This window comes from Paraburkholderia panacisoli, from assembly GCF_008369935.1.
Classification (GTDB): Bacteria; Pseudomonadota; Gammaproteobacteria; order Burkholderiales; family Burkholderiaceae; genus Paraburkholderia; species Paraburkholderia panacisoli.
Genome location: NZ_VTUZ01000032.1, coordinates 1 through 18,481, shown reverse-complemented (window position 1 = coordinate 18,481; position 18,481 = coordinate 1). Strand labels below are relative to the sequence as shown.

At 59.8% G+C, this 18,481-nt stretch carries 14 protein-coding genes and 1 pseudogene; 3 read left to right on the top strand and 12 right to left on the bottom strand.

Going from position 1 to position 18,481, the window contains the following annotated elements; all coding sequences use genetic code 11:
- Nucleotides 1-74: 74 nt before the first annotated feature.
- From FVF58_RS34555 to FVF58_RS54895, 5 genes are all read right to left on the bottom strand, one after another.
- Nucleotides 75-1,427: an MFS transporter gene (locus tag FVF58_RS34555; protein ID WP_149674217.1), complete on the bottom strand. Its 1,353-nt coding sequence runs from the start codon at nt 1,425-1,427 to the stop codon at nt 75-77.
- Between the two features lie 110 nt (nt 1,428-1,537).
- Entirely contained in the window at nt 1,538-2,875 is a 1,338-nt protein-coding gene (fahA, locus tag FVF58_RS34550) for a fumarylacetoacetase (RefSeq protein ID WP_149674216.1), read from the bottom strand.
- Nucleotides 2,865-4,100 (bottom strand): CaiB/BaiF CoA transferase family protein, encoded by a 1,236-nt coding sequence (locus FVF58_RS34545; protein WP_149674215.1) that lies wholly within the window; start codon nt 4,098-4,100, stop codon nt 2,865-2,867. The genes fahA and FVF58_RS34545 overlap by 11 nt, the downstream gene beginning before the upstream one ends.
- A 2-nt stretch (nt 4,101-4,102) precedes the next feature.
- A complete protein-coding gene (locus tag FVF58_RS34540) occupies nt 4,103-4,867 on the bottom strand; it encodes an enoyl-CoA hydratase/isomerase family protein (protein ID WP_149674214.1) in 765 nt (254 codons plus the stop codon).
- On the bottom strand, nt 4,848-5,231 hold the full coding sequence (locus FVF58_RS54895) for an SRPBCC domain-containing protein (RefSeq protein WP_149674213.1): 384 nt from the start codon (nt 5,229-5,231) through the stop codon (nt 4,848-4,850). The genes FVF58_RS34540 and FVF58_RS54895 overlap by 20 nt, the downstream gene beginning before the upstream one ends.
- A gap of 1,084 nt (nt 5,232-6,315) precedes the next feature.
- On the opposite strand from FVF58_RS54895, the gene FVF58_RS34530 reads away from it, so the two are divergent.
- Entirely contained in the window at nt 6,316-6,903 is a 588-nt protein-coding gene (locus FVF58_RS34530) for a TetR-like C-terminal domain-containing protein (protein ID WP_246217291.1), read from the top strand.
- A gap of 284 nt (nt 6,904-7,187) precedes the next feature.
- Here FVF58_RS34530 and FVF58_RS34525 read toward each other — a convergent pair whose 3' ends face one another.
- The 7 genes from FVF58_RS34525 to FVF58_RS34495 all read right to left on the bottom strand — a co-directional run bounded on the left by FVF58_RS34525 (nt 7,188) and on the right by FVF58_RS34495 (nt 17,022).
- Nucleotides 7,188-8,339 (bottom strand): porin, encoded by a 1,152-nt coding sequence (locus tag FVF58_RS34525; RefSeq protein ID WP_149674211.1) that lies wholly within the window; start codon nt 8,337-8,339, stop codon nt 7,188-7,190.
- A gap of 142 nt (nt 8,340-8,481) precedes the next feature.
- Nucleotides 8,482-10,131, bottom strand: coding sequence for an FAD-dependent monooxygenase (locus FVF58_RS34520; RefSeq protein WP_149674210.1), 1,650 nt, complete (start codon nt 10,129-10,131; stop codon nt 8,482-8,484).
- A gap of 113 nt (nt 10,132-10,244) precedes the next feature.
- On the bottom strand, nt 10,245-12,473 hold the full coding sequence (locus FVF58_RS34515; RefSeq protein WP_149674209.1) for a xanthine dehydrogenase family protein molybdopterin-binding subunit: 2,229 nt from the start codon (nt 12,471-12,473) through the stop codon (nt 10,245-10,247).
- Nucleotides 12,470-12,934: a (2Fe-2S)-binding protein gene (locus FVF58_RS34510; protein ID WP_149674208.1), complete on the bottom strand. Its 465-nt coding sequence runs from the start codon at nt 12,932-12,934 to the stop codon at nt 12,470-12,472. The genes FVF58_RS34515 and FVF58_RS34510 overlap by 4 nt, the downstream gene beginning before the upstream one ends.
- Before the next feature lie 136 nt (nt 12,935-13,070).
- Nucleotides 13,071-14,444, bottom strand: a complete 1,374-nt coding sequence (locus FVF58_RS34505; RefSeq protein WP_246217290.1) for an MFS transporter — start codon at nt 14,442-14,444, stop codon at nt 13,071-13,073.
- Between the two features lie 113 nt (nt 14,445-14,557).
- The gene (locus tag FVF58_RS34500) at nt 14,558-16,027 is read right to left on the bottom strand and encodes an aldehyde dehydrogenase family protein (RefSeq protein WP_246217289.1); all 1,470 of its coding nucleotides are present in this window, start codon (nt 16,025-16,027) and stop codon (nt 14,558-14,560) included.
- Nucleotides 16,028-16,050: 23 nt separating this feature from the next.
- The gene (locus FVF58_RS34495) at nt 16,051-17,022 is read right to left on the bottom strand and encodes an amidohydrolase family protein (protein ID WP_149674207.1); all 972 of its coding nucleotides are present in this window, start codon (nt 17,020-17,022) and stop codon (nt 16,051-16,053) included.
- Between the two features lie 169 nt (nt 17,023-17,191).
- On the opposite strand from FVF58_RS34495, the gene FVF58_RS34490 reads away from it, so the two are divergent.
- Nucleotides 17,192-17,671, top strand: coding sequence for a MarR family winged helix-turn-helix transcriptional regulator (locus FVF58_RS34490; RefSeq protein ID WP_149674206.1), 480 nt, complete (start codon nt 17,192-17,194; stop codon nt 17,669-17,671).
- A gap of 143 nt (nt 17,672-17,814) precedes the next feature.
- Nucleotides 17,815-18,397 (top strand): annotated as a pseudogene (locus FVF58_RS34485) (IS6 family transposase); the annotation flags it as partial.
- Nucleotides 18,398-18,481 lie beyond the last annotated feature (84 nt).

Here is an 18,481-nt window from a genome sequence, read left to right as displayed (position 1 = left end):
GGCGGCGTCAGGTTGGCGAAAGTCCTGCGCAAGGATCGGACCGCTGGCTGATTGTTCCGTCGCGGACGGTAGCCTCAAACCTCACTGGAGACGGTATGCTGATTCCTGCGGGAAGCCAGTGGCAAGACCACAACGAGCATGACCGCCGCAAATGCTTGCACGCACGCCGCAGTGACAAAGCCACTGGTATAAGTGCCGGTAGCTTCCCGTACGTATCCGGTGAGCCAGGGTGTCAGAAAGCCTGCGAGGTTCGCAACCGAACTGATGAAGGCCACTCCGACCGCTGCCGCATTGGCCTTCAGGTACCGCATGGGAATCTGCCAGAACAGGGAGATGCCAGCACCTGTGCCTGCGAGAGCGAAGGCGAGTGTCATAAAGGTGGCGGTGCGGCTGCTGTGCCAGACAAGTACCAGCAGAATCAGGCTTGCGACGCTCACTGCCGAGGCAATCGAGCAGTGGTAGCGGACGTCGCGATGACGGCTTGCGTATGTACAGAATGCGATGTTGCCGACAGCGCCAAGAATACAGATGGCTGCGATAGCGTTGCCGATCGCCGTGTAGCCACCAAATCCCGCATCCCGCAGGATGGTCGGAATGAAAAAACTCAGTGCCGTATTGGCGGTGAGGATGCAAAAATAGGCGGCGAGCAGCACCCAGACGACGGGATTGGCAAGCAGCGGCCGCTGGTGGTTCACTTCCGCAGAGGAGCGATTCCGGTCGCGAGCGAGGTCGGACTCAATGAGCAGCCGTTCTTCAGGGGACAGCCAGGAAGCCGTCGCTGGTCCATCGGAGAGGGCAAATAGTACGAGGCAGCCCAACAGCAGCGTGGGGATCCCCTGCACCAGAAACATCCATTGCCATCCCGCGAGGGACAACATGCCGCTCATATGTTGCAGCACCAAGCCTCCGGTCAGACCTACGACTACGGTCGAACAGATGGCGGCCGAATGGAAAATGCTGAAGTTGCGGGTTCTCCGTTTTGTTGGAAACCATAGGTTCAGATACAGGATGACGCCCGGATAGAAGCCCGCCTCGAACGCGCCTAGCAGGAACCGCAGAAGATAGAAAAGAGGTGCGTTACGGACGAACATCATTGCGATGCTGGTGAGCCCCCAACCGATGGCAATCACGGAAATTGTTCGTCTAGCGCCGAGTGTTTGCTGAACCAGCGTGCTGGGTATGCCGAACACCACGTAACCGAGAAAGAACAGTCCCGCACCGAAGCCATACACGGTTTCGCTGAAGTGCAGATCGGACAGCATCTGCAACTTGGCAAATGCGACATTGGCGCGATCGACCCACGCAAGTAGCCATAGCAGGAAGAGAATTGGAATGATTCTCCATTCCGATGTTGAATAGGCGCGTCGCAGTGTGATTTCGGATGCGTCGCTCAAGGCGTTCGTATCGGCGTCATAGAGCGAGTTCATGAAGTGTCTCCTTGGTGAGATGCCCGGATTTGTCTGGCCAGCGTCATAACAGTGTCAGTGCAGGAGCGGGCAATGTCACCCGCGCTCCTGCAAAGGTGCAACAATAGGTTTTACGAAACCACTCGCGCGGGCAGTACTTTTCCGCGGTTCTCTCCGAAGCCGATGCGCGCAAATCCGGGCCGCTCACACCAGCCCTTCATGACAACCGTATCGCCGTCCTCCAGAAAGGCGCGAGTTTCTCCATTGCCCAGTGCGACGGGTGTTTTTCCCGCGGCAGTGAGCTCGATCAATGCGCCAGCTTCCGCAGCCGTCGGCCCTGAGATCGTCCCGCTGCCCAGCAAATCACCGCTACGCAGGTTGCAGCCGCCCACCGTGTGATGCGCAACCATCTGCGCGACGGTCCAATACTGATGGCGAAAGCTCGTGCGCGACAATCGTGCAGCGTGAGCGTCACTTTTCCGTTGCAGCTCGGACATCAGCCATACCTCAAGCTGGATGTCGATGCCCCCTTCGCTTCGGTTGGCGGGCGCGTCGAGATAGGCCAACGGTTGAGGCTCGTCGGCAGGCCGCTCCCATGCATGACGGAACGGCGCAAGAGCCTCCATGGTGACGATCCACGGAGAGATCGTGGTGGCGAAATTCTTCGCGAGAAACGGCCCCAATGGCGTCGATTCCCACATCTGTATGTCGCGGGCGGACCAGTCGTTCAGCAGGCAAAGGCCGAACACATGCCGTTCGGCATGTGTCACTGGAATCGGCTCACCCTCCTGGTTGCCGACGCCGATGAAGATTCCCAGCTCGAGCTCATAGTCCAACCGTGCACACGCAGATACCTCAGGCACACTGTGCCCCGCAGCAAGGCGTTGTCCAAGCGGCCGCCGTACCTGCTGACCAGATAGTCCGATGCTCGAGACACGCCCGTGATAAGCGAGCGGCATCCACTGAAAGTTTGGCGACAGTGCCGAGTCGGGACGCAGCAGCTTGACGATGTTGCGAGCATGGTCGATCGACGTATAGAAGTCGGTGTAGTCGCCGATGCTGGCCGGCAGGTTGTATTCCACATCAGTCTGTGCGACAAGACACGTTTCGAGTGCAGGGGTATCCGCCATCGTGGAAGCGCCAGCCGCAGGCGCTTCGAACAGCGCGAAAACGGCGTGCCGCAGGGCTCGCCATGCATCCGGGCCCATGGCGAAGAATGCATTGAGCGACGGTTGTGCGCATGCGACGGCCGCTTGCAGAGCGAGGCCGCTAAGGCAGCGTTCGCGAACCAGAGCGGCGAGATCGATGACCTGGTCCCCCAACGCGATGCCTGCGCGAAACTCCTCCGCACCTCCCTTGCGGCGAAAGATCGCGTAGGGGAGGTTCTGCAGAGGAAAGTCGCAGTGAGGCTGATTGGCGGAAGCAAGCCAGCTCTTGACAGCCGCATCGTGCGTGCGATCAAGGTTCATCGAATTCACCTCGCAGGCTCCGGCGGCTGAGCAGCACACGGCGTTGACGCAGTTCCTCGATCAAAGCCGGATTGACGTTGCGCTCGGCGAGCAACTCGACATTGTGTTCGCCCTGGAAAGCAGGGATGCCGGGCGGCGGCAAGGTCGCGCTACTGAAGCGCCATGGCACACCCGGCATGCGCATCGTGCCTCCCGAACGATCGTCCACCTGGACAATTGCGCCCCAGTCCTGCGCCCATTCAGATTCCGCGAGTTCATTCGTGCTGCGGACCACACCGACAGCGAGGCCCGCTTCGCTCACCTGCGCCTGCAGTTCCTCCAGATCGGTGAACGTGAGTACCCAGGCACGGACTTCGCCTAGCAGGGCGCCGAGGTTCTGGCGACGCAGCGGCGCGGTCGCAAAGCGCGGGTCGAGCAGCAGATCGGTTCGACGCATCATTGAGCAGAAGCGGACGAACATCGGTGAGTAGATAGGACTGGCGGCGATAGTCAACTGACGTCCGTCCGGTAGCCTGAAGATATGGGATTCAGGTGCGCTCAGCGCCGGCGGCTCGCCTTGCGTGTCGATCCCGGACAGCTGCGCGCCGGCGCGCTCGTTTACCGCGAGCATGGTTGCGGCCATCGCGACATCGACGTGCTGTCCTTCCCCGGTGCGGTTGCGATGCTGGATCGCGGCGAGCACCGCGATCGCAGCATGCAGGCCGGTGTAGACGTCCGCATGGCTGCAGGCATCGTTCTTGAGTTCAGAGAGCGAGTCGCCGTAGTGCTGCTGCAGAATGTCGGTCAGACCGGTTTCCGCCTGCACCGTCGGCGCAAACGCGGGCCGGTTGCGCCATGGCCCGGTCTGGCCGTAGCCGCTGATCGAAACGTAGACAACCCCCGGATTGAACTCGCGTACCTGCTCATATCCGAGGCCGAAGCGGGTCAGCGTGCCGGGGCGGAAGTTCTCAACGATGACGTCTGCGTCGCGGCACATGTCGGTCACGATTTCGCGTGCTTCGGGCCAGTTCAGGTCGAGACTGAGGTTGCGCTTGCCCGCATTCTGCTGCGCGTAGTAGACCGACATCCCGTCTATGTGAGGCACGCCTCCGCGACCAGAGTCGCCGCCGGGCGGCTCGATCTTTGTCACGTCGGCGCCCAGATCGCGCAATGTCTTGGTGCAAAGCGGGCCCGCGAGCACGCGAGTGAAGTCGATAACTTTCAGCCCGTGGAGTGGTGAGTTCATGGTCAGTTCCCCTCGAATACTGCGGAGCCCGGACCGGTCTTCGCGAAGGCTTGCAGACCGCGCTTCTGGTCGGCGCTTGCCCACATGGTGTTGTTCACCTCGGTCTGCTGTGCATCGGCACCTTCGATGCCACGGCGCGCCGAAAGATTCGCCAGTTTCTTGATACCGCCCAAGGCCACCGTGGGGCCGGCAGCAAGCTGGCGGGCCCACGACATCGATACGTTCGGCAATTCGGCCTCAGCCGTGACGAGGTTGACAACGCCCCATCGCTCGAGCGCTGCGGGATCGTGGCGCCGGCCGAACATCGCCATTTCTTTGGCTCGTGCCACGCCCACACGCTGCACGACTCTCTGGACACCACCGAGCAGCGGCAACAGACCGAGAGACGCTTCTGCCATGCCGAAGAATGCCGTGTCGGCCGCCACGATCATGTCGCAGGTCAATGCCAGTTCGAAGCCGCCACCCAGCGCGCCGCCATGCACGGCCGCTACAACAGGAATGCCGACATTCTCGAGGGAATCAAGCAGCGCCTCGAGGTTGGCCTGATCGCGACGTCGGCCACCCGCTGCAAAGGCCGTCACGTCCGCGCCCGCGCAGAAGTGGCGCATGCCGCTACGTAGGAGAATCGATCGGCACCCTTCCTCGACGGCTCTGCTGTACGAGGCGAGTAGTTCCTGCATAAAGATATCGTCGATCAGGTTGTGGGGCGGCTTTGCCAGAGTGACGACGCCGACAGCGCCGTTCTTTTCATAGAGAACGATACTCATGTCTTATCCTGAATTTTGGTCCGATGGGTTGCCGGACGAATTGTTTACGAAAATTGCAAAAATATAGGACTACAAAATATAAAAAAGGCTTATTCCACTGAAGAGCGCATTTGCCCGTTAGGCCAGGTTGCTTCCCTCTATGTGATACGACGCGCCCTCTCCGACGCTGATAACCCGTGCCGTCCCTTGAAACGCCCCTTCTCGGACCAAGTGTGTCGAGAATTACCGCCTCGTGGCTGCCGTCATCGGGCTGTTTGTACGACTCGCAACCGGGCATACACGCCTTGAGCGTGGCTGGATCGTTGCGCCGTTTCCATACGTCCGCGCAAGGCGCCCTGATTGATTGCGTCCCCTTCCAATCCACAGATCACCTCCTGAGAAAACACCGACCGCATAACCGCATCCGTGCCGATCAATATATCCACTGTCTACATACTATCGACGAGATGGTCGCGCGTCAATCAAATGAACGCATCTTTAGGGCTAACACCTGGGGGATGCACGGTACCGAAGAACCGCCCGAAGAAACCGCACGCCTGCCGTATGGCGCTATCCAACAAGACTTACTGTGTGTTCCGGCCAGACCGGTCAATCGGCTTCTCGCTCCGTGTATACCCCGATGAAGCCAGTCTTATGTTGACGCCATGCGGGTCGCCAATTACTATCTAGACGCCGGATACTTTAAGCGGGCTCTCCCGTCTCCTTCGACTCTATGTATTCGTTGGCCACCGCGAATAATCGTGGAAGCACTGCGCCGGCACCCCGAAGTTTTCGATGCAGCCACGGTCGGATTCTTGACGCACGCGCCGGTGAGTTGCCGGTGGTGTATGTAGCACTGAACGCCGGTTCGACGTATCTGATCGGCCGTCTGAAGTACTATGCATACGAAGTCATTCTCGAGCGCGCGGCGGTACCCTAGCAGTTCTCTTTCGTCGACTCGATTCCAAAGACTTCTGTCGGGAAGATTCAAAAAAACAATCTGCGCAGCGACGCTATCCGGCGGGGTCGGTTGCAGATATTCGCCGATACACAGAGCACGGCTCACCTTCCAGTCGCGGATATTCGCGTCGACGACCGAGGCAATCAGGGGCATTATTAACCTCGGTCCTGCTGGCTGCCTCGAAAGACGGTGAAAGGAATGCAGCCGTTGCCAACGCTCTCAGCGTGTTTACGTCATCGGTCGTCAAGTACGAGAAGCGTCGACATGACATTTCGTTCCGGCGAGCATGCCTCACGTGGACGACTTCTGCCACGGGGGGCGTTCGCGTTAAACTTGACTCCCCTCGAATACGATACTGAACCGCAACTCTGCCATGACGAAAGCTTCCTCCGCTTCTGTTCAACGCCCGTATCATCACGGCAATCTACGCGAAGAGATGATCCGCTGTGGCAGGGAAATCCTGTCGAGCGAAGGCATCCACGGACTGACGTTGCGGTCTGCCGCGCGCATGGCCGGCGTGTCGCACGGCGCACCGCGGAACCAGTTCGCGGACAAGGAAGGGTTGCTCGCTGCGATTGCGACCGAAGGCTTCCTGGAGTTGGTTGCCGTTCGCCGGGCGCGGCTATCGTCCGGCATGACAGCCGAGACCCGCCTGCTCTACGTCATGGATGGTTACATTGAGTTCGCGATTGAGCAGCCCGCGTTGTTCTTTCTTATGTTCGGCCCGCAGATCGTCGGCAAGGAACACTATCCCGACCTGCTTGCGGCGGGCAACGCATCGTATGAACTGCTGCATGGCGCCGTGAAAGACTATTTCGACGAGCTCGGTGTGAGTGAGCGCTTCAGCGAATTGAAGGTGCGCTGTGCCTGGTCCGCCGTTCACGGTCTCAGCATGTTCTATAGCGATCGCCCGACCGGACCCAGCCTGATTCGCAAAGTGCCGTTCGAACAATGGCGCCAAGGCCTGCTCAGTTTCATCCTGGCGGGGCTGACCGCTTTCGACGAGAGCACCACCCCGGCGACCACACGCTCGGTGAAAAAGGTCGTGAAGCCGCATGCGAAGAAGCGTCCCGCCGACGATACGGGCGCGGCGTAACCTTTTTTGGACGTCCGCCCCGAGCAAGCGGTCATTCGTTGGAGACCCTTGGCCGTCCCTTTGTGGCCCCGTATCTGCCACTCCCGCGGGCGCGCCATCAGTGGCTGCTTCCGGGGTGCTTGAGACGTATGTGCGTTTCTACTGGCGACATATAAGCGGCGATGCGAGACTCTTGCGTACGCGCAATCCAACCATCATTTGCTGTACGCCGGAGAATCCTGCACTGGGTGCCAAAATAAGGATCCAGTTTTCGTCGCAACGCCGTTCGAGCGCCCTCGATCCATTTAGAACTGGTGGCGAATACCCACCATCGCACCCGTTTGATCCACGCCTGGCAACGGCGTCGAAGTCGGCGGGATCACACCACCGTCAATTGAGAACGCTGCGTTGTGCTGGTTAAATACATGCCCCGCGGTGACGTACACTGAGGTGCGCTTGGACAGGAAGTACATCGCGCGCGCTGCAATCACAGAGCCTCCCGCGTCTCTACTGCTTACGGTTATATGGCCGAACTGGGCGTCGAGAGCAATAGCTGGACTGGGCAAATAAGATCCGCCGATCCACCAGTAGTTGCTCGTTGCATCGAAAACGGTCGGGGTCTGCGCACCGTGATTGATTCGATGGAGGAACCCCGCCCCGAGTGTCGCCTTATCAAACTTGATGTACCCGTCGATCACGGCGCGCGTATCGGTTTGCGAACTACTGGGCAGAGGCGAGCCGGCACCGCCACCACCATAGTTGCGATCGATGGCCGACGCGACGCCCCACTGTCCCGCGTCATACTTCACCATGGCGGACATCGCCTTGCAGGCCCGCCAATCGGTCGGCGATTGGCCAGCGCAACCTCCGGCCGCCGCACTATCCACCGCGTCCCGTCCGAACGAATACGTCACGCCCACGGTCAGCCCCGATGCCGTGAAGGTGTAGGCGATCGCGTTGTCAACTCGCGGCTGGGTCAGGTAGGGATCAAGATCGGCAGCGGCGTAGATGTTCGGCGCGAGGGTGTCGCCTGTCAATACCGCCCAAAGGATCTGCGAATATTGGCGACCGAGCGTCAACGTACCCCACCACCCCGAAATACCGACATAGGCCTGCCTGCCAAACAGACGCCCCCCTTGATTCAGCGTGCCCTGTCCCGGGGCAAAGCCCGACTCCAATACGAACAGGGCGCCAAGCCCCCCGCCCAGATCCTCTTTGCCTCGCAGGCCCCACAGCGATGGTTGCGAAGCGGTGAGAGTCGGCATGTGCACCGAACTGGCCTTATGAGGACCGACATTCGTCACATATTCAATGCCGGTATCTATGATCCCATACAGGGTGACAGAGCTTTGCGCATATGACGCCCCCGAGATGCATGCCGCCAGCGACGCGAACCCCCACTGGACCATCCGACGCCATGAGAGCTCACCGCTGGCCTGACTCAACCGTGTACTCATTTATTCTCCGTCTCCATTGTCATTGCATTCTCGTAACTGCTCTGATTGGACGTATGGTCGAGCCCCGTCATCGGCTAGGCACATGGTGATGCAGCGCATCCGGATGACTGACCGACTGTCGATTTGATCTGGGCCGGCTCGTTCAGCGGCTGCCCGTTAAACACGAGGCGCGGTTCATGTAGCTATGTCCGGTCACTCTCGAGGCGAGCCCATCGACGGTCTGCGGGAGACGGTCGCCGCGCCAGGCGACATGCATGTCAGGCCGAACGAGAATGAGGTCGCGCTCATAGACGGCGCGAAGCGCGGAGTCCGGGACCACGAGCACATCGAGCGGCGCGCCCAATGCTTCGAACGCGGCGCGAAGCGGTTTCGCATCGTGGGCGCCCGCAACGTCGATCAACGTGTAGCGGTCCGACCGTAGTCGGTCCTGGATGGCGCTTCCGTCGTTGAGCCACATGTGTGGAAGCCGCGCCCCCGGCCAGGTAGTGGGAAGATAGGCACGCAGATCGTGCTGCGGGCCGCCCGGCACATTGTCGATAATGGACGAATCCACATAGCGATAGCCAAGCTCGGCGCCGATCATCTCGTTCGACTTGCGCTGCTCGACGTTCGCGACCTCGGCGACGTGAGCACGAGCAGACGCCCCCGCGGGGGTATCGTCTGCGATCTCCGGACGCACCTCGGTCAACCAGGCTCGGTAACCCAGCGACGCGTAGCGCGATGCGCCGACGACGCGCTCACCAATCTGGCGACGTTCTGCTTCATAGGAGGCCAGCAACCCCGGGCCGCCCCAACCTTGCAGCGTGGCCGCCAACTTCCAGGCAAGATCGGTGGCATCGCCAACGCCTGTGTTCATGCCTAGACCGCCCGTCGGAATCACGAGGTGCGCCGCGTCGCCCGCGAGAAACACCCTGCCCTTTCCATAGCGTTCGGCCAGCAGCAGATTCTGTCGCCATTCCCCGCAATGCAGCATATCGTAGGGCAGCGGTACCCCGATGATTCGCTCGAAACTCCGTCGCATCTCCTCGTCGCTCTCGACGGCAGAATGGATCGTCCAGTGGCGCGTCGAGTCCTGCATGATCATGAAGGTGGGCGGACCGCCCGCTACCAGATAGTGCCGCCCGCGGCGTGGTCCGTTGCCCATTGGCAGCCGCTCATAAAGTTGCTCGCAGTAGAACAGGCCCTGCCTCAGTCGTGCAATGTCGCCCTCGCCCTCCAAACGGATGCCCAGTTGCTTGCGTACGCGGCTCGCGCCACCGTCGCAACCCACGAGGTAGGCAGCCTCCAGCGTCCTTCTCACGCCGTCCGGGTCCTTGACCGTCACCAGAACACTTCCCGCCCGTTCGGTGAATTCCAGAAATGTCGTACTCCGCATCACCGTGACTGTGGGCAATTGCTCGGCCACCCCCAGAAGAAGCGGCTCCAGGGTGTACTGCGAGATGAGCTGATAGGGTTCGAGCGGCAGGCTGCCATCGTCACTCTCGCGCGTGAGCAAGCGAGCCTCCGCCACGGATGGATAGGGCAAGCGCAGGATCGCCGGCTCCGTCATGGAGCGGATGATCTGGATGTCCATCGGAACGTCTTGGGGCATGCCGGCAGCTCTAATACGGTCCGCGATACCGAGCCGCCGGAAAATCTCCATGGTCCGCGCGTTGCAACGCTCCATTTTCGGCAAAAACTGCGGTTCCGCCTTTTGCTCGACGAGCAAACACTCTATGCCGCGCATGCCGAGGTCGATTGCGAGCGTGAGTCCTACCGGTCCGGCTCCAACGATGACGACTTGAGTTTTCATATCCGGCCTCCGTTTTGCATCTCCCATCTACCTGACCGACCTTCTCTGCGTCGCGTCGTGATTCGCACTACAAACTATTTTGAAGATCACCTGATCAACTTATAGGCAGAGCGTCACACAAGACGTGCCAGAACCTTATTCGGCGTCAAAGGCAGCTCCCGTAAGCGGACGCCGGTTGCATTCGCCACAGCATTCGCCAGCGCAGCGCCCGTCGGACCGAGTGAGCATTCGCCCGCGCCAAGCGAAGCTTCATTGGAACCTTCCAGCACCACGACATCGATCGGAGGCACCTCCGCAAAGGACAGGATCGGATAGTCCTGCCAACGGCGCGTGGCAATCTCTTTTCGATCGAACATGACACGTTCCTTGAGCGCCCAACTCAGTGCCTGCACGATGCCGCCCTCGATCTGGTTCTTCACGCCGTCGGGATTGATCACGCGGCCCACGTCGATGGCAGCAGTCACGTTTGTCACGCTGACTACTCCGATGGAGCGGTCAACGTGCACGTCGACGACAGTCGCCGCGTAGGCTCCAATGTTCTTGTACCGTGAGTATGCGAAGCCGCGTCCGCGCTGCCCGTCGCCTTTCGACCCGGGCTGCCATTCAGACCGGTTTGCCGCCGCCCGCACTACCGCGATCGCACGCGGATCACTCAGGTGCGCCAGGCGAAATGCGACCGGGTCGGCGTTTGCCGTGAGAGCCAGTTCGTCCATGAACGATTCGATCGCAAACACGTTTCCGTACGCTCCCAGCGTGCGCAGTGAACTCGTGCGGATGGGCGCGTCCAGCAGCAGATGGTTGGTCACTCTCCTGCGCGGCAGATCATAGACTGGCACCGCATTGCGGTCGCCGTTGCCGTAGGGCTGCGGAATCTCCGGCGGTGGCGACGGCTGAAACGGCTTCGCAAGGTGCCAGGCAGCCAGCAGATTCACGCCACCGGCTTGGCCAGGCCGCATTGCGTGCGAATTGCTCCACACCTCATAGTTCCAGTCGACAATCCGGCCATCTATGGACAGGGCCGCCCTCGCCCGCATGACCATTGCCGGGCTGATTGGTGCCCAGGCGAATTCGTCATCGCGCATCCATTGAACCTTCACAGGACGCCCTGCGACCTCACGGGCAAGGAGCGCCGCATCAAGCGCTACGTCATCAGCGCCGTTATGCCCGTAACAGCCTGAACCGGGAACGTGCACGACGTCGACTGCGTTTGCGGGCATTTCGAGCACCGTTGCAAGATTGCCGCGCAGCGGAAACACGCCCTGCGTGTGGGACCAGACGGTCATGTGCGCGTTCTTGAGCAGCGCAACGGAACACGAGGGGCCAATGGAAGCATGTGAAAGGTACGGACGGGAGTAGGTAGCTTCCAGTTGCATTGCGATATCAGGCGCTGGTGTATCGCGTCCCGCTTCGCTAATTGTCTTGTCTTCGCTGCGCAATTGAGGCAGCACCGATTGGAGATGATCGACGTCCGGCAGCGCGACGAAGTCCGCGCTCCACTGCGATGCTTCAATCAGTGCGCGACGCGCTGCGATCGCCTGCTCTTCCCGCTCGGCGACAACACCGAGGAAGTTGCCATCGCGTACAACGGCCACTACACCTGGAAGCCCCGCGACAGATGCCGCGCTAACTGAAACAAGCTGTGCGCCGTACCTCGGGGGTCGCACGATACGGCCAAAAAGCATGCCCGGCAGGCGCATATCCTGAACGAATGCCGCGCCGCCGGTGAACTTTGCCGCCAAATCAAAGCGCGGCACTGACTTGCCGACCAGCTTGTATTCCGACGGGTGCTTAGGCGTAACGCCTGGAGCAATATCGCGCGCGAAAAGCTCACGTTCATCCCTCGCTATGTCCGCGTAAGTGATACGCCGACCGTCACCGACAAGAATCACGCCGTCTTCGACACGAATATCCACCTCGGAAACCCTGAGCCGTTGGCAAGCGGCTCCGACCAGCACCGCCCTCGCATGCGCAGCGGCAGCGCGTAACGCCGCCCCGCCTTGCTCGACCGATTGGCTACCAAAGGTGTAGTTCTCGTTCGGACTGCGGGCCGTATCTGCGGAAATCATGCGTACGCGAGCCAGATTCACATCGAGTTCATCAGCAGCGATCTGTGAGAGGGCGGTGAGAATACCCTGCCCCAGCTCGGCTTTTCCTGTGAAAATCGTGACCGTGCCCTCTTCGTCGACTCGGATCCAACCATCAAGCCTGCGATTGGCACGAAGGTCGACGGGGAGATCAGGCTCGCCCCACGCAAACTCCGAGAAGGGAGCAAGCGAAAACGTCGCGACTACCGCCCCAGCCAGCTTGCCGAATGCACGCCGGGAAAGGTTGAAAGTATTCATCCGCGCAACTCCTTCGCGGCACGCTGGATCGCACGGACAATCCGGTTGTGCGCGCCGCAGCGGCATTTCTGGCCCGCCATCTCGCGCCGTATGGTCGCCTGGTCCGGAGCGGGATTTCGTTCCAGCAGCGCTTTCGCGGCTATCAACATCCCGCTCGAGCAATAGCCGCACTGTGCGGCCTGCTCGGCGAGGAAGGCCTTCTGCAACGCATGAAGCCGCTCGCCGTGGCCCAGACCTTCGATTGTGGTCACCTGAGCCTTGCCTACCGCACCAACCGGGAAAACGCATGAGCGCGTCGCATCGTTGTCGAGCATCACCGTGCACGCGCCACACTGCGCCTCGCCACAGCCGAACTTCGGACCGTTCAACTGAAGATCGTTGCGCAGCACGTAGAGCAGTGGCGTTTCAGCCGCTGCGGCCAGAAGGTGTCGCTTGCCATTCACTGTGATCGAAATGCCCATGTCTCTTCCTTGACTGTCCATCCATCCACTTTTCTTTATGTGGATAAGCCCACTTCAGGATCCGCCTTCCAGCGATTTATTTAGTATGACTACTTTAATTGCCGAAAAAACGCCTCTCTGGATCTGGCTTAACCAGCTAACACTCTACGCAATCGATCCGACTTTTCCCCGCAGCGCGGCTGAGGAAAACAAGCATCAAACACGATGCCAGAGCGGGCACCGCCGCCGCGACAAACAACGCGGTGTTCGACCACTGCAGATTGATCAGTTGCCCGGCCACTACAGGACCGATAATTGAACCCGCCCGGCCAATTCCCAGACTCCAGCCAACCCCGGTGGCGCGCAGCGAGGTTGGATAGAGTGTCGCGGTCAGCGCATTGACGGCTGGCTGCCCACCCACAATGCAGATTCCGCTTATCACTACGACGGCAAAGCGCAATCCCGCCGACATATCAGGGAGCCCGACGGACGATACGGAAATCGTCGCCACCAGGAAGCTGAGCACCAACACACGGTAGAAGCCAAAGCGGTCCATCAACGGGCCCATCAGCAGCGCACCCGCGGTACCGCCGATCTGCAATGATGTACCGAGGAGCACAGCCGTCGACACACCGTGGCCGACTCGCAAGGAAAGCATCGGAAGCCAGTTCGACAGGAAAAAGAGAACGAGCAGGTTCGCGAAGTTGATGCCCCACAGCAGCAGCGTGATCGTGCCGCGGCCATGGCGAAAGAGCTCGCCAACGGAGGCCTTCGCGTGCGTCCGTCCGAATACGGTAAAGCGGGTATCTGGACCGACCGGCACGCCCGGCGCGATTTGTCCCAGCAACTGAGCAATCCTCTCCGGACTGCGCTGTTTGAGCACCAGCAACTGGAGCGATTCTGGCAGATACCTGGCCATCGCGACGGCAATGACGATGGGCAATATCCCCCCGACGAGGAATACTGACCTCCACCCCATCGACGGCAGCAGTGCTGCACAGAGAAACCCTCCGGCGATTGCGCCACCCGTGAAGCCGCATGAGACCCACGTCATCAACGACGCCCGATGTTTCCGCGGACTGTACTCGCTGACCAGTGCGATAGCGTTACCCATCACGCCACCGATGCCGACACCGGTCATGAAACGAATGACAAGGAACTCCGGGACACTCTGGACAAGGGTGGTGGCGAGCATGCATAGCCCATAGAACACAGTCGCTCCAATCAAGACCGGCCGACGCCCCACCCGGTCGGCCATCGCGCCGAGAACGATTGAGCCCGCGAGCATCCCCATTAACCCGGCACCGAAAACGGGTCCGAGATCTGCCGGGTTGATGCGCCACGCCTGCACAATCGCGGGCGCGACGAAACCCATCGTCTGCACGTCGAATCCGTCCATCACCACCGAACAGCCGATCATGACCATGATCCATTTCTGGAAGGTACTCAGTGGCTGGCTATCGATCAGCGCGCTAATGTCAACGATCGAAGAATGCGTCTCTTCAACTCGCTGTACTGTATCTGAGATCAATTATTCACCTCGTTTCGTTTGAGCATGAAATCATCCGTCAATGGGTTCTCGGCGTAGACGCCGGACAATGCAGGTTGCTTGCCTGTATCCGGCTAGCCCGGCGCAACAGGTCTCTAGAATGAATAAGCAGGAAGGTCTTCTCGGCTCGTCACCCACTGCCATTCCATGAACTGGTCGGCGTTGGTCAGCGTGCTGTAGTTATGCCCATTGCCGGATAAGCCGAGACCGCCCATCGGCCCAAACACCTCGTGCATGACGGTCTGATCATTGATGTGGACGATGCCGGCATGCAGTCGGTCCGCAATCCGCTGGGCGCGGCGCAAATCGGAGGAAGCCACTGCCGCAACCAGGCCGTAGCGGTTCTGATTGGCCAGCCTGACCGCTTCGTCATCGTCCTTGAACACCGTTACCGCGGCGACAGGACCGAAGATCTCTTCCTCGAACGCAGGCATTTGTGGCGCGACGTCTACCATGACCGTCGGTTCGAAAAACAGCCCGTCGCGGGAGCCGCCCGCGAGAATCTTCGCGCCCTTGCTTGCCGAGTCCGCTACGATGCGATCGACGTTTGCGGCCTGCCGTTCATTGATAAGGGGACCAAGATGGACATCGTCCCTGGAAGGGTCGCCAACCGTTAGCGCCCTGGTTCGCCGGACAAGGCTTTCAACGTACGCGTCAGCAATGCTCTCCTGAACAAGATGCCGGCCTGCAGACATGCAGACTTGCCCCTGATGCAAAAACGATCCCCATGCTCCAGCGCTAGCCGCTGCTTCGACATCGACGTCGTCAAGCACGATGTAGGGATTCTTGCCGCCGAGTTCGAGGCTCGCGCGCTTGAGCAAGCCGCCTGCAACGGCGCCGATCACTTGCCCCACCCGTGTGGAGCCCGTGAAGCTGATCATGTTGACAAGCGGCTCCCGGACCATCGCGTCACCCGTTTCCGCGCCACCGGGAAGGACATGGAATAACCCATCAGGCAACCCCGTAGCTTCAAACAGTCGCGCATACAGGACACCACCGCTTACTGGCGTTTGAGGATCGGGCTTGAGCAACACTGCGTTGCCGGTCGCCAGCGCTGGTGCAATCGCTCGCGCCGCGAGTATGAACGGAGAATTCCACGGAGTAATGACCCCGACCACGCCCATGGGAATCCGGCGTGCGATGCTATGCCGCCCCTTCACGTCGCTCGTCGTAATCATTCCAGTTGGCTGGCTCGCTAGCGCTGCGCCTTCGAGAATCTCGCGTATCGCCAGTTTCACCTCCAGTTGCGCCTTCGGCCGTATCGATCCCGTCTCCCGAACGATCTGACGAGCGATCTCGTCCCGGTGAACATCCAGCAGACGAGCAACCTCGCGCAAAATATCTCCTCGCTGAGGCCCTGGTGTCGCTGCCCAGGCCTGTTGCGCGTCGGTTGCAATCGCCGCGGCAGCGGACACGTCGGCGACCGACGCGCAACCAGTCGAGCCCATTACCTCGCCGGTCGCCTTCTCAGTCACGGGGATTGTACCCGCGCCTCCCGCTTTCCATCCGCCGCTGAAGATCTTGTTATGCCATACCCCTGCTGGCGCCAACTCGGTCATGACCATACGTATTTCTCCAGTTCCTCGTATCACTCAAGACCGAACAGACGTCGTGCGTTTTCCCGCCCAATCTTCACGCGGTCGGTTTCGCTAATCGAGCATGTGTCAAACCACTGTGATGCCTCGTCATGCATTTCAAACGGGTAGTCGACCGAATACATGATCCGGTCACTGCCAACTTCCAGCATCGTCGATAGAAGCGTCTGCGTTCTGAAGTTTCCGCTCGTCGTCAAATAGACGTTCTCCCGCAGATATTCGCCCACCGTTCGCTTGCAGGGCAGACCTCGCGGCGCCTTCCGGAGAATATGGTCGACACGCCAGACGTTGAACGGAATCCCCTCGCCAAGATGACCAAGAATCATCTGTAGCCCGGGATGGCGGTCGAAGAGACCCGACGTCATCAGTCTCAACGCATGAATGCTCGTTTCGACCGCGAACGCCCACGTCGCCGCCGTCAACCATGGAAAACCGTCGTAGATCGGTTCGCGCGACGGCAACGGGTCCCGAGGATGCATATAGAAAGGCTTGCCGAGCGCCGCTGCGCTCGCCCAGAAATCGGCGAACCGCGAGGCATCGTAGTACACGACATTCTCCGCATCGCCCACCTGCGAAAAGCCATTCACCATGAAGCCATGGAATCCCAGCTCCTTCACGCTGCGCTCGAGCTCACGTGCCGCAGCTTCGGGATCCTGCATCGGCAACGCAGCGAATCCGCCCAGGCGGGACGGATGACGGGCAACATGTTCCGCGAGAACATCATTGGCCCGCCTCGCAACATCAATGGCCTCCTTGATGTCCGGAATACCCTGGATGCCAGGCGAGTTGAGCGACAAAATTGAATACTCGGTTCCGCCCTGCTCCATCCGTTCGAGTCGTTGCTGCTCGATGTCCATCAGATTCGACTTCAGCATCTCCCAGACGTGGGAGGGGGCATAACCTTTCGACTGCTCGATCGTCAGATCGATTGCAAAGTGCTCTTCAAGCGCGATCTTGTTTCTCATCAATCTGCTCCGATTCAGCGTATGACGCCTTGCTCAAGTAGGAAGAAACGCGCGGGCTATCCGCGTTCGCCCGGATGGCATTTCTTTGATTAATCAAATACATTACGATGGAGTATATTTGATTTTTCAAATACGAAAACTCGCGTAAACCCTCAACCCACCAACAATCATGAAGACACCGAAGCGACCACAAGAGCTCGAACAGGCGATTCCCTTCCTATTGACACGCGCCGGAAGCAGGATGGGAAATTCGTTCGCAAAGGCACTGAAAGCGTTTGGCCTGAATCTCAGCGAGTGGCGAGTCTGTGCCTCGCTGTTGTACGTGCCGCATCAGACGGTGTCTGAGCTGTCGGTACATGCGTCATCTGATATTTCAGCGCTGTCCAGGATCGTTGACCGTCTTGAGAGTCAAGAACTGGTAAGACGCGAGAGGAGTTCGACTGATGGACGGTCGATCAGGATCGCCCTGACGATAAAGGGGGAAGCACTTGCGCTGCGTATCGTTCCTGTCGCAAAGCGACATGAGGCGGTGCTCCTTCGCGACTTCGCCCCAAGCGATGTTCAGGTGCTTCGCTCCATGCTGCTCAAACTGTATGAGAACGCGGGGGCGCTTGAGGACCTGCCTCAACAGCCTGACGACCCGCTATAAGGCCGCGGAGTTGTTAGCATGACCAGTGAGCGGGAACCAGGAGCGCTTCGCAGGTCATGACTTTGCGCGGGATCAGGGGAAGTTGGCTGTGTCGCATTAAGCGCTGCCGTAAAATTCGCAGCCTGACACCGATGACGAACACGATGACCGGGACGCAGAAGACGCTACGCAAGACGCTGCCCGCTGGCATTGGCAAGGTACTGAAGCGACTGCGCTACCCAATGGACGTGATTCTGCTGTGCGTGCGCTGGTATGTGGGTGTATTCGTTGAGCCTGCGCAACCTCGAAGAGATGATGGCCGAGCGGGGAATCGATGTGGATCATTCGAGCGTACATCGCTGGGTCATTAAGCCCGTGCCGCTGTTGGAAAAAGCGTTTCACCAACACAGGCGTGCGGTGGGCAGGAGCTGGCGCGTCGATGAGACCTACGTCAAGGTCAAAGGCCAATTGAAGTATTTGTACCGCGCCGTCGACAAGGAGGGCAATACGGTTGACTTCCTGCTGCGAGCCCACCGTGACAAGGCGGCTGCTTTTCGTTATTTCAGCAAGGCGATCGACCAGAACGGCGAGCCCACGACGATTACGGTGGACATGAGCGGCGCCAACCTGGCCGCGCTCGAAGCGCTTAGTGCCGAACGCGCAACGCCGATCAAGGTTCGGCAGAACAAATATCTGAACAATATTGTTGAGGTGCGACACGAAGTCGCTTACAGAAGTTGTTCGCCCTTCTCGCCGCATTGAAGGAGTGAACCACCGGTGTCACCCGGTGAATCTAGGAGCCTGAATCAAGAGCGGCTCTGACAACGTAAC

Excerpts from the sequence above, each read along its gene's own strand:
- FVF58_RS34555 (WP_149674217.1), bottom strand. The coding sequence starts at position 1,427 with ATGAACTCGCTCTATGACGCCGATACGAACGCCTTGAGCGACGCATCC.
- fahA (WP_149674216.1), bottom strand. The coding sequence starts at position 2,875 with ATGAACCTTGATCGCACGCACGATGCGGCTGTCAAGAGCTGGCTTGCT.
- FVF58_RS34545 (WP_149674215.1), bottom strand. The coding sequence starts at position 4,100 with ATGAACTCACCACTCCACGGGCTGAAAGTTATCGACTTCACTCGCGTG.
- FVF58_RS34540 (WP_149674214.1), bottom strand. The coding sequence starts at position 4,867 with ATGAGTATCGTTCTCTATGAAAAGAACGGCGCTGTCGGCGTCGTCACT.
- FVF58_RS34530 (WP_246217291.1), top strand. The coding sequence starts at position 6,316 with ATGGCCGGCGTGTCGCACGGCGCACCGCGGAACCAGTTCGCGGACAAG.
- FVF58_RS34525 (WP_149674211.1), bottom strand. The coding sequence starts at position 8,339 with ATGAGTACACGGTTGAGTCAGGCCAGCGGTGAGCTCTCATGGCGTCGG.
- FVF58_RS34520 (WP_149674210.1), bottom strand. The coding sequence starts at position 10,131 with ATGAAAACTCAAGTCGTCATCGTTGGAGCCGGACCGGTAGGACTCACG.
- FVF58_RS34515 (WP_149674209.1), bottom strand. The coding sequence starts at position 12,473 with ATGAATACTTTCAACCTTTCCCGGCGTGCATTCGGCAAGCTGGCTGGG.
- FVF58_RS34510 (WP_149674208.1), bottom strand. The coding sequence starts at position 12,934 with ATGGGCATTTCGATCACAGTGAATGGCAAGCGACACCTTCTGGCCGCA.
- FVF58_RS34500 (WP_246217289.1), bottom strand. The coding sequence starts at position 16,027 with ATGGTCATGACCGAGTTGGCGCCAGCAGGGGTATGGCATAACAAGATC.
- FVF58_RS34495 (WP_149674207.1), bottom strand. The coding sequence starts at position 17,022 with ATGAGAAACAAGATCGCGCTTGAAGAGCACTTTGCAATCGATCTGACG.
- FVF58_RS34490 (WP_149674206.1), top strand. The coding sequence starts at position 17,192 with ATGAAGACACCGAAGCGACCACAAGAGCTCGAACAGGCGATTCCCTTC.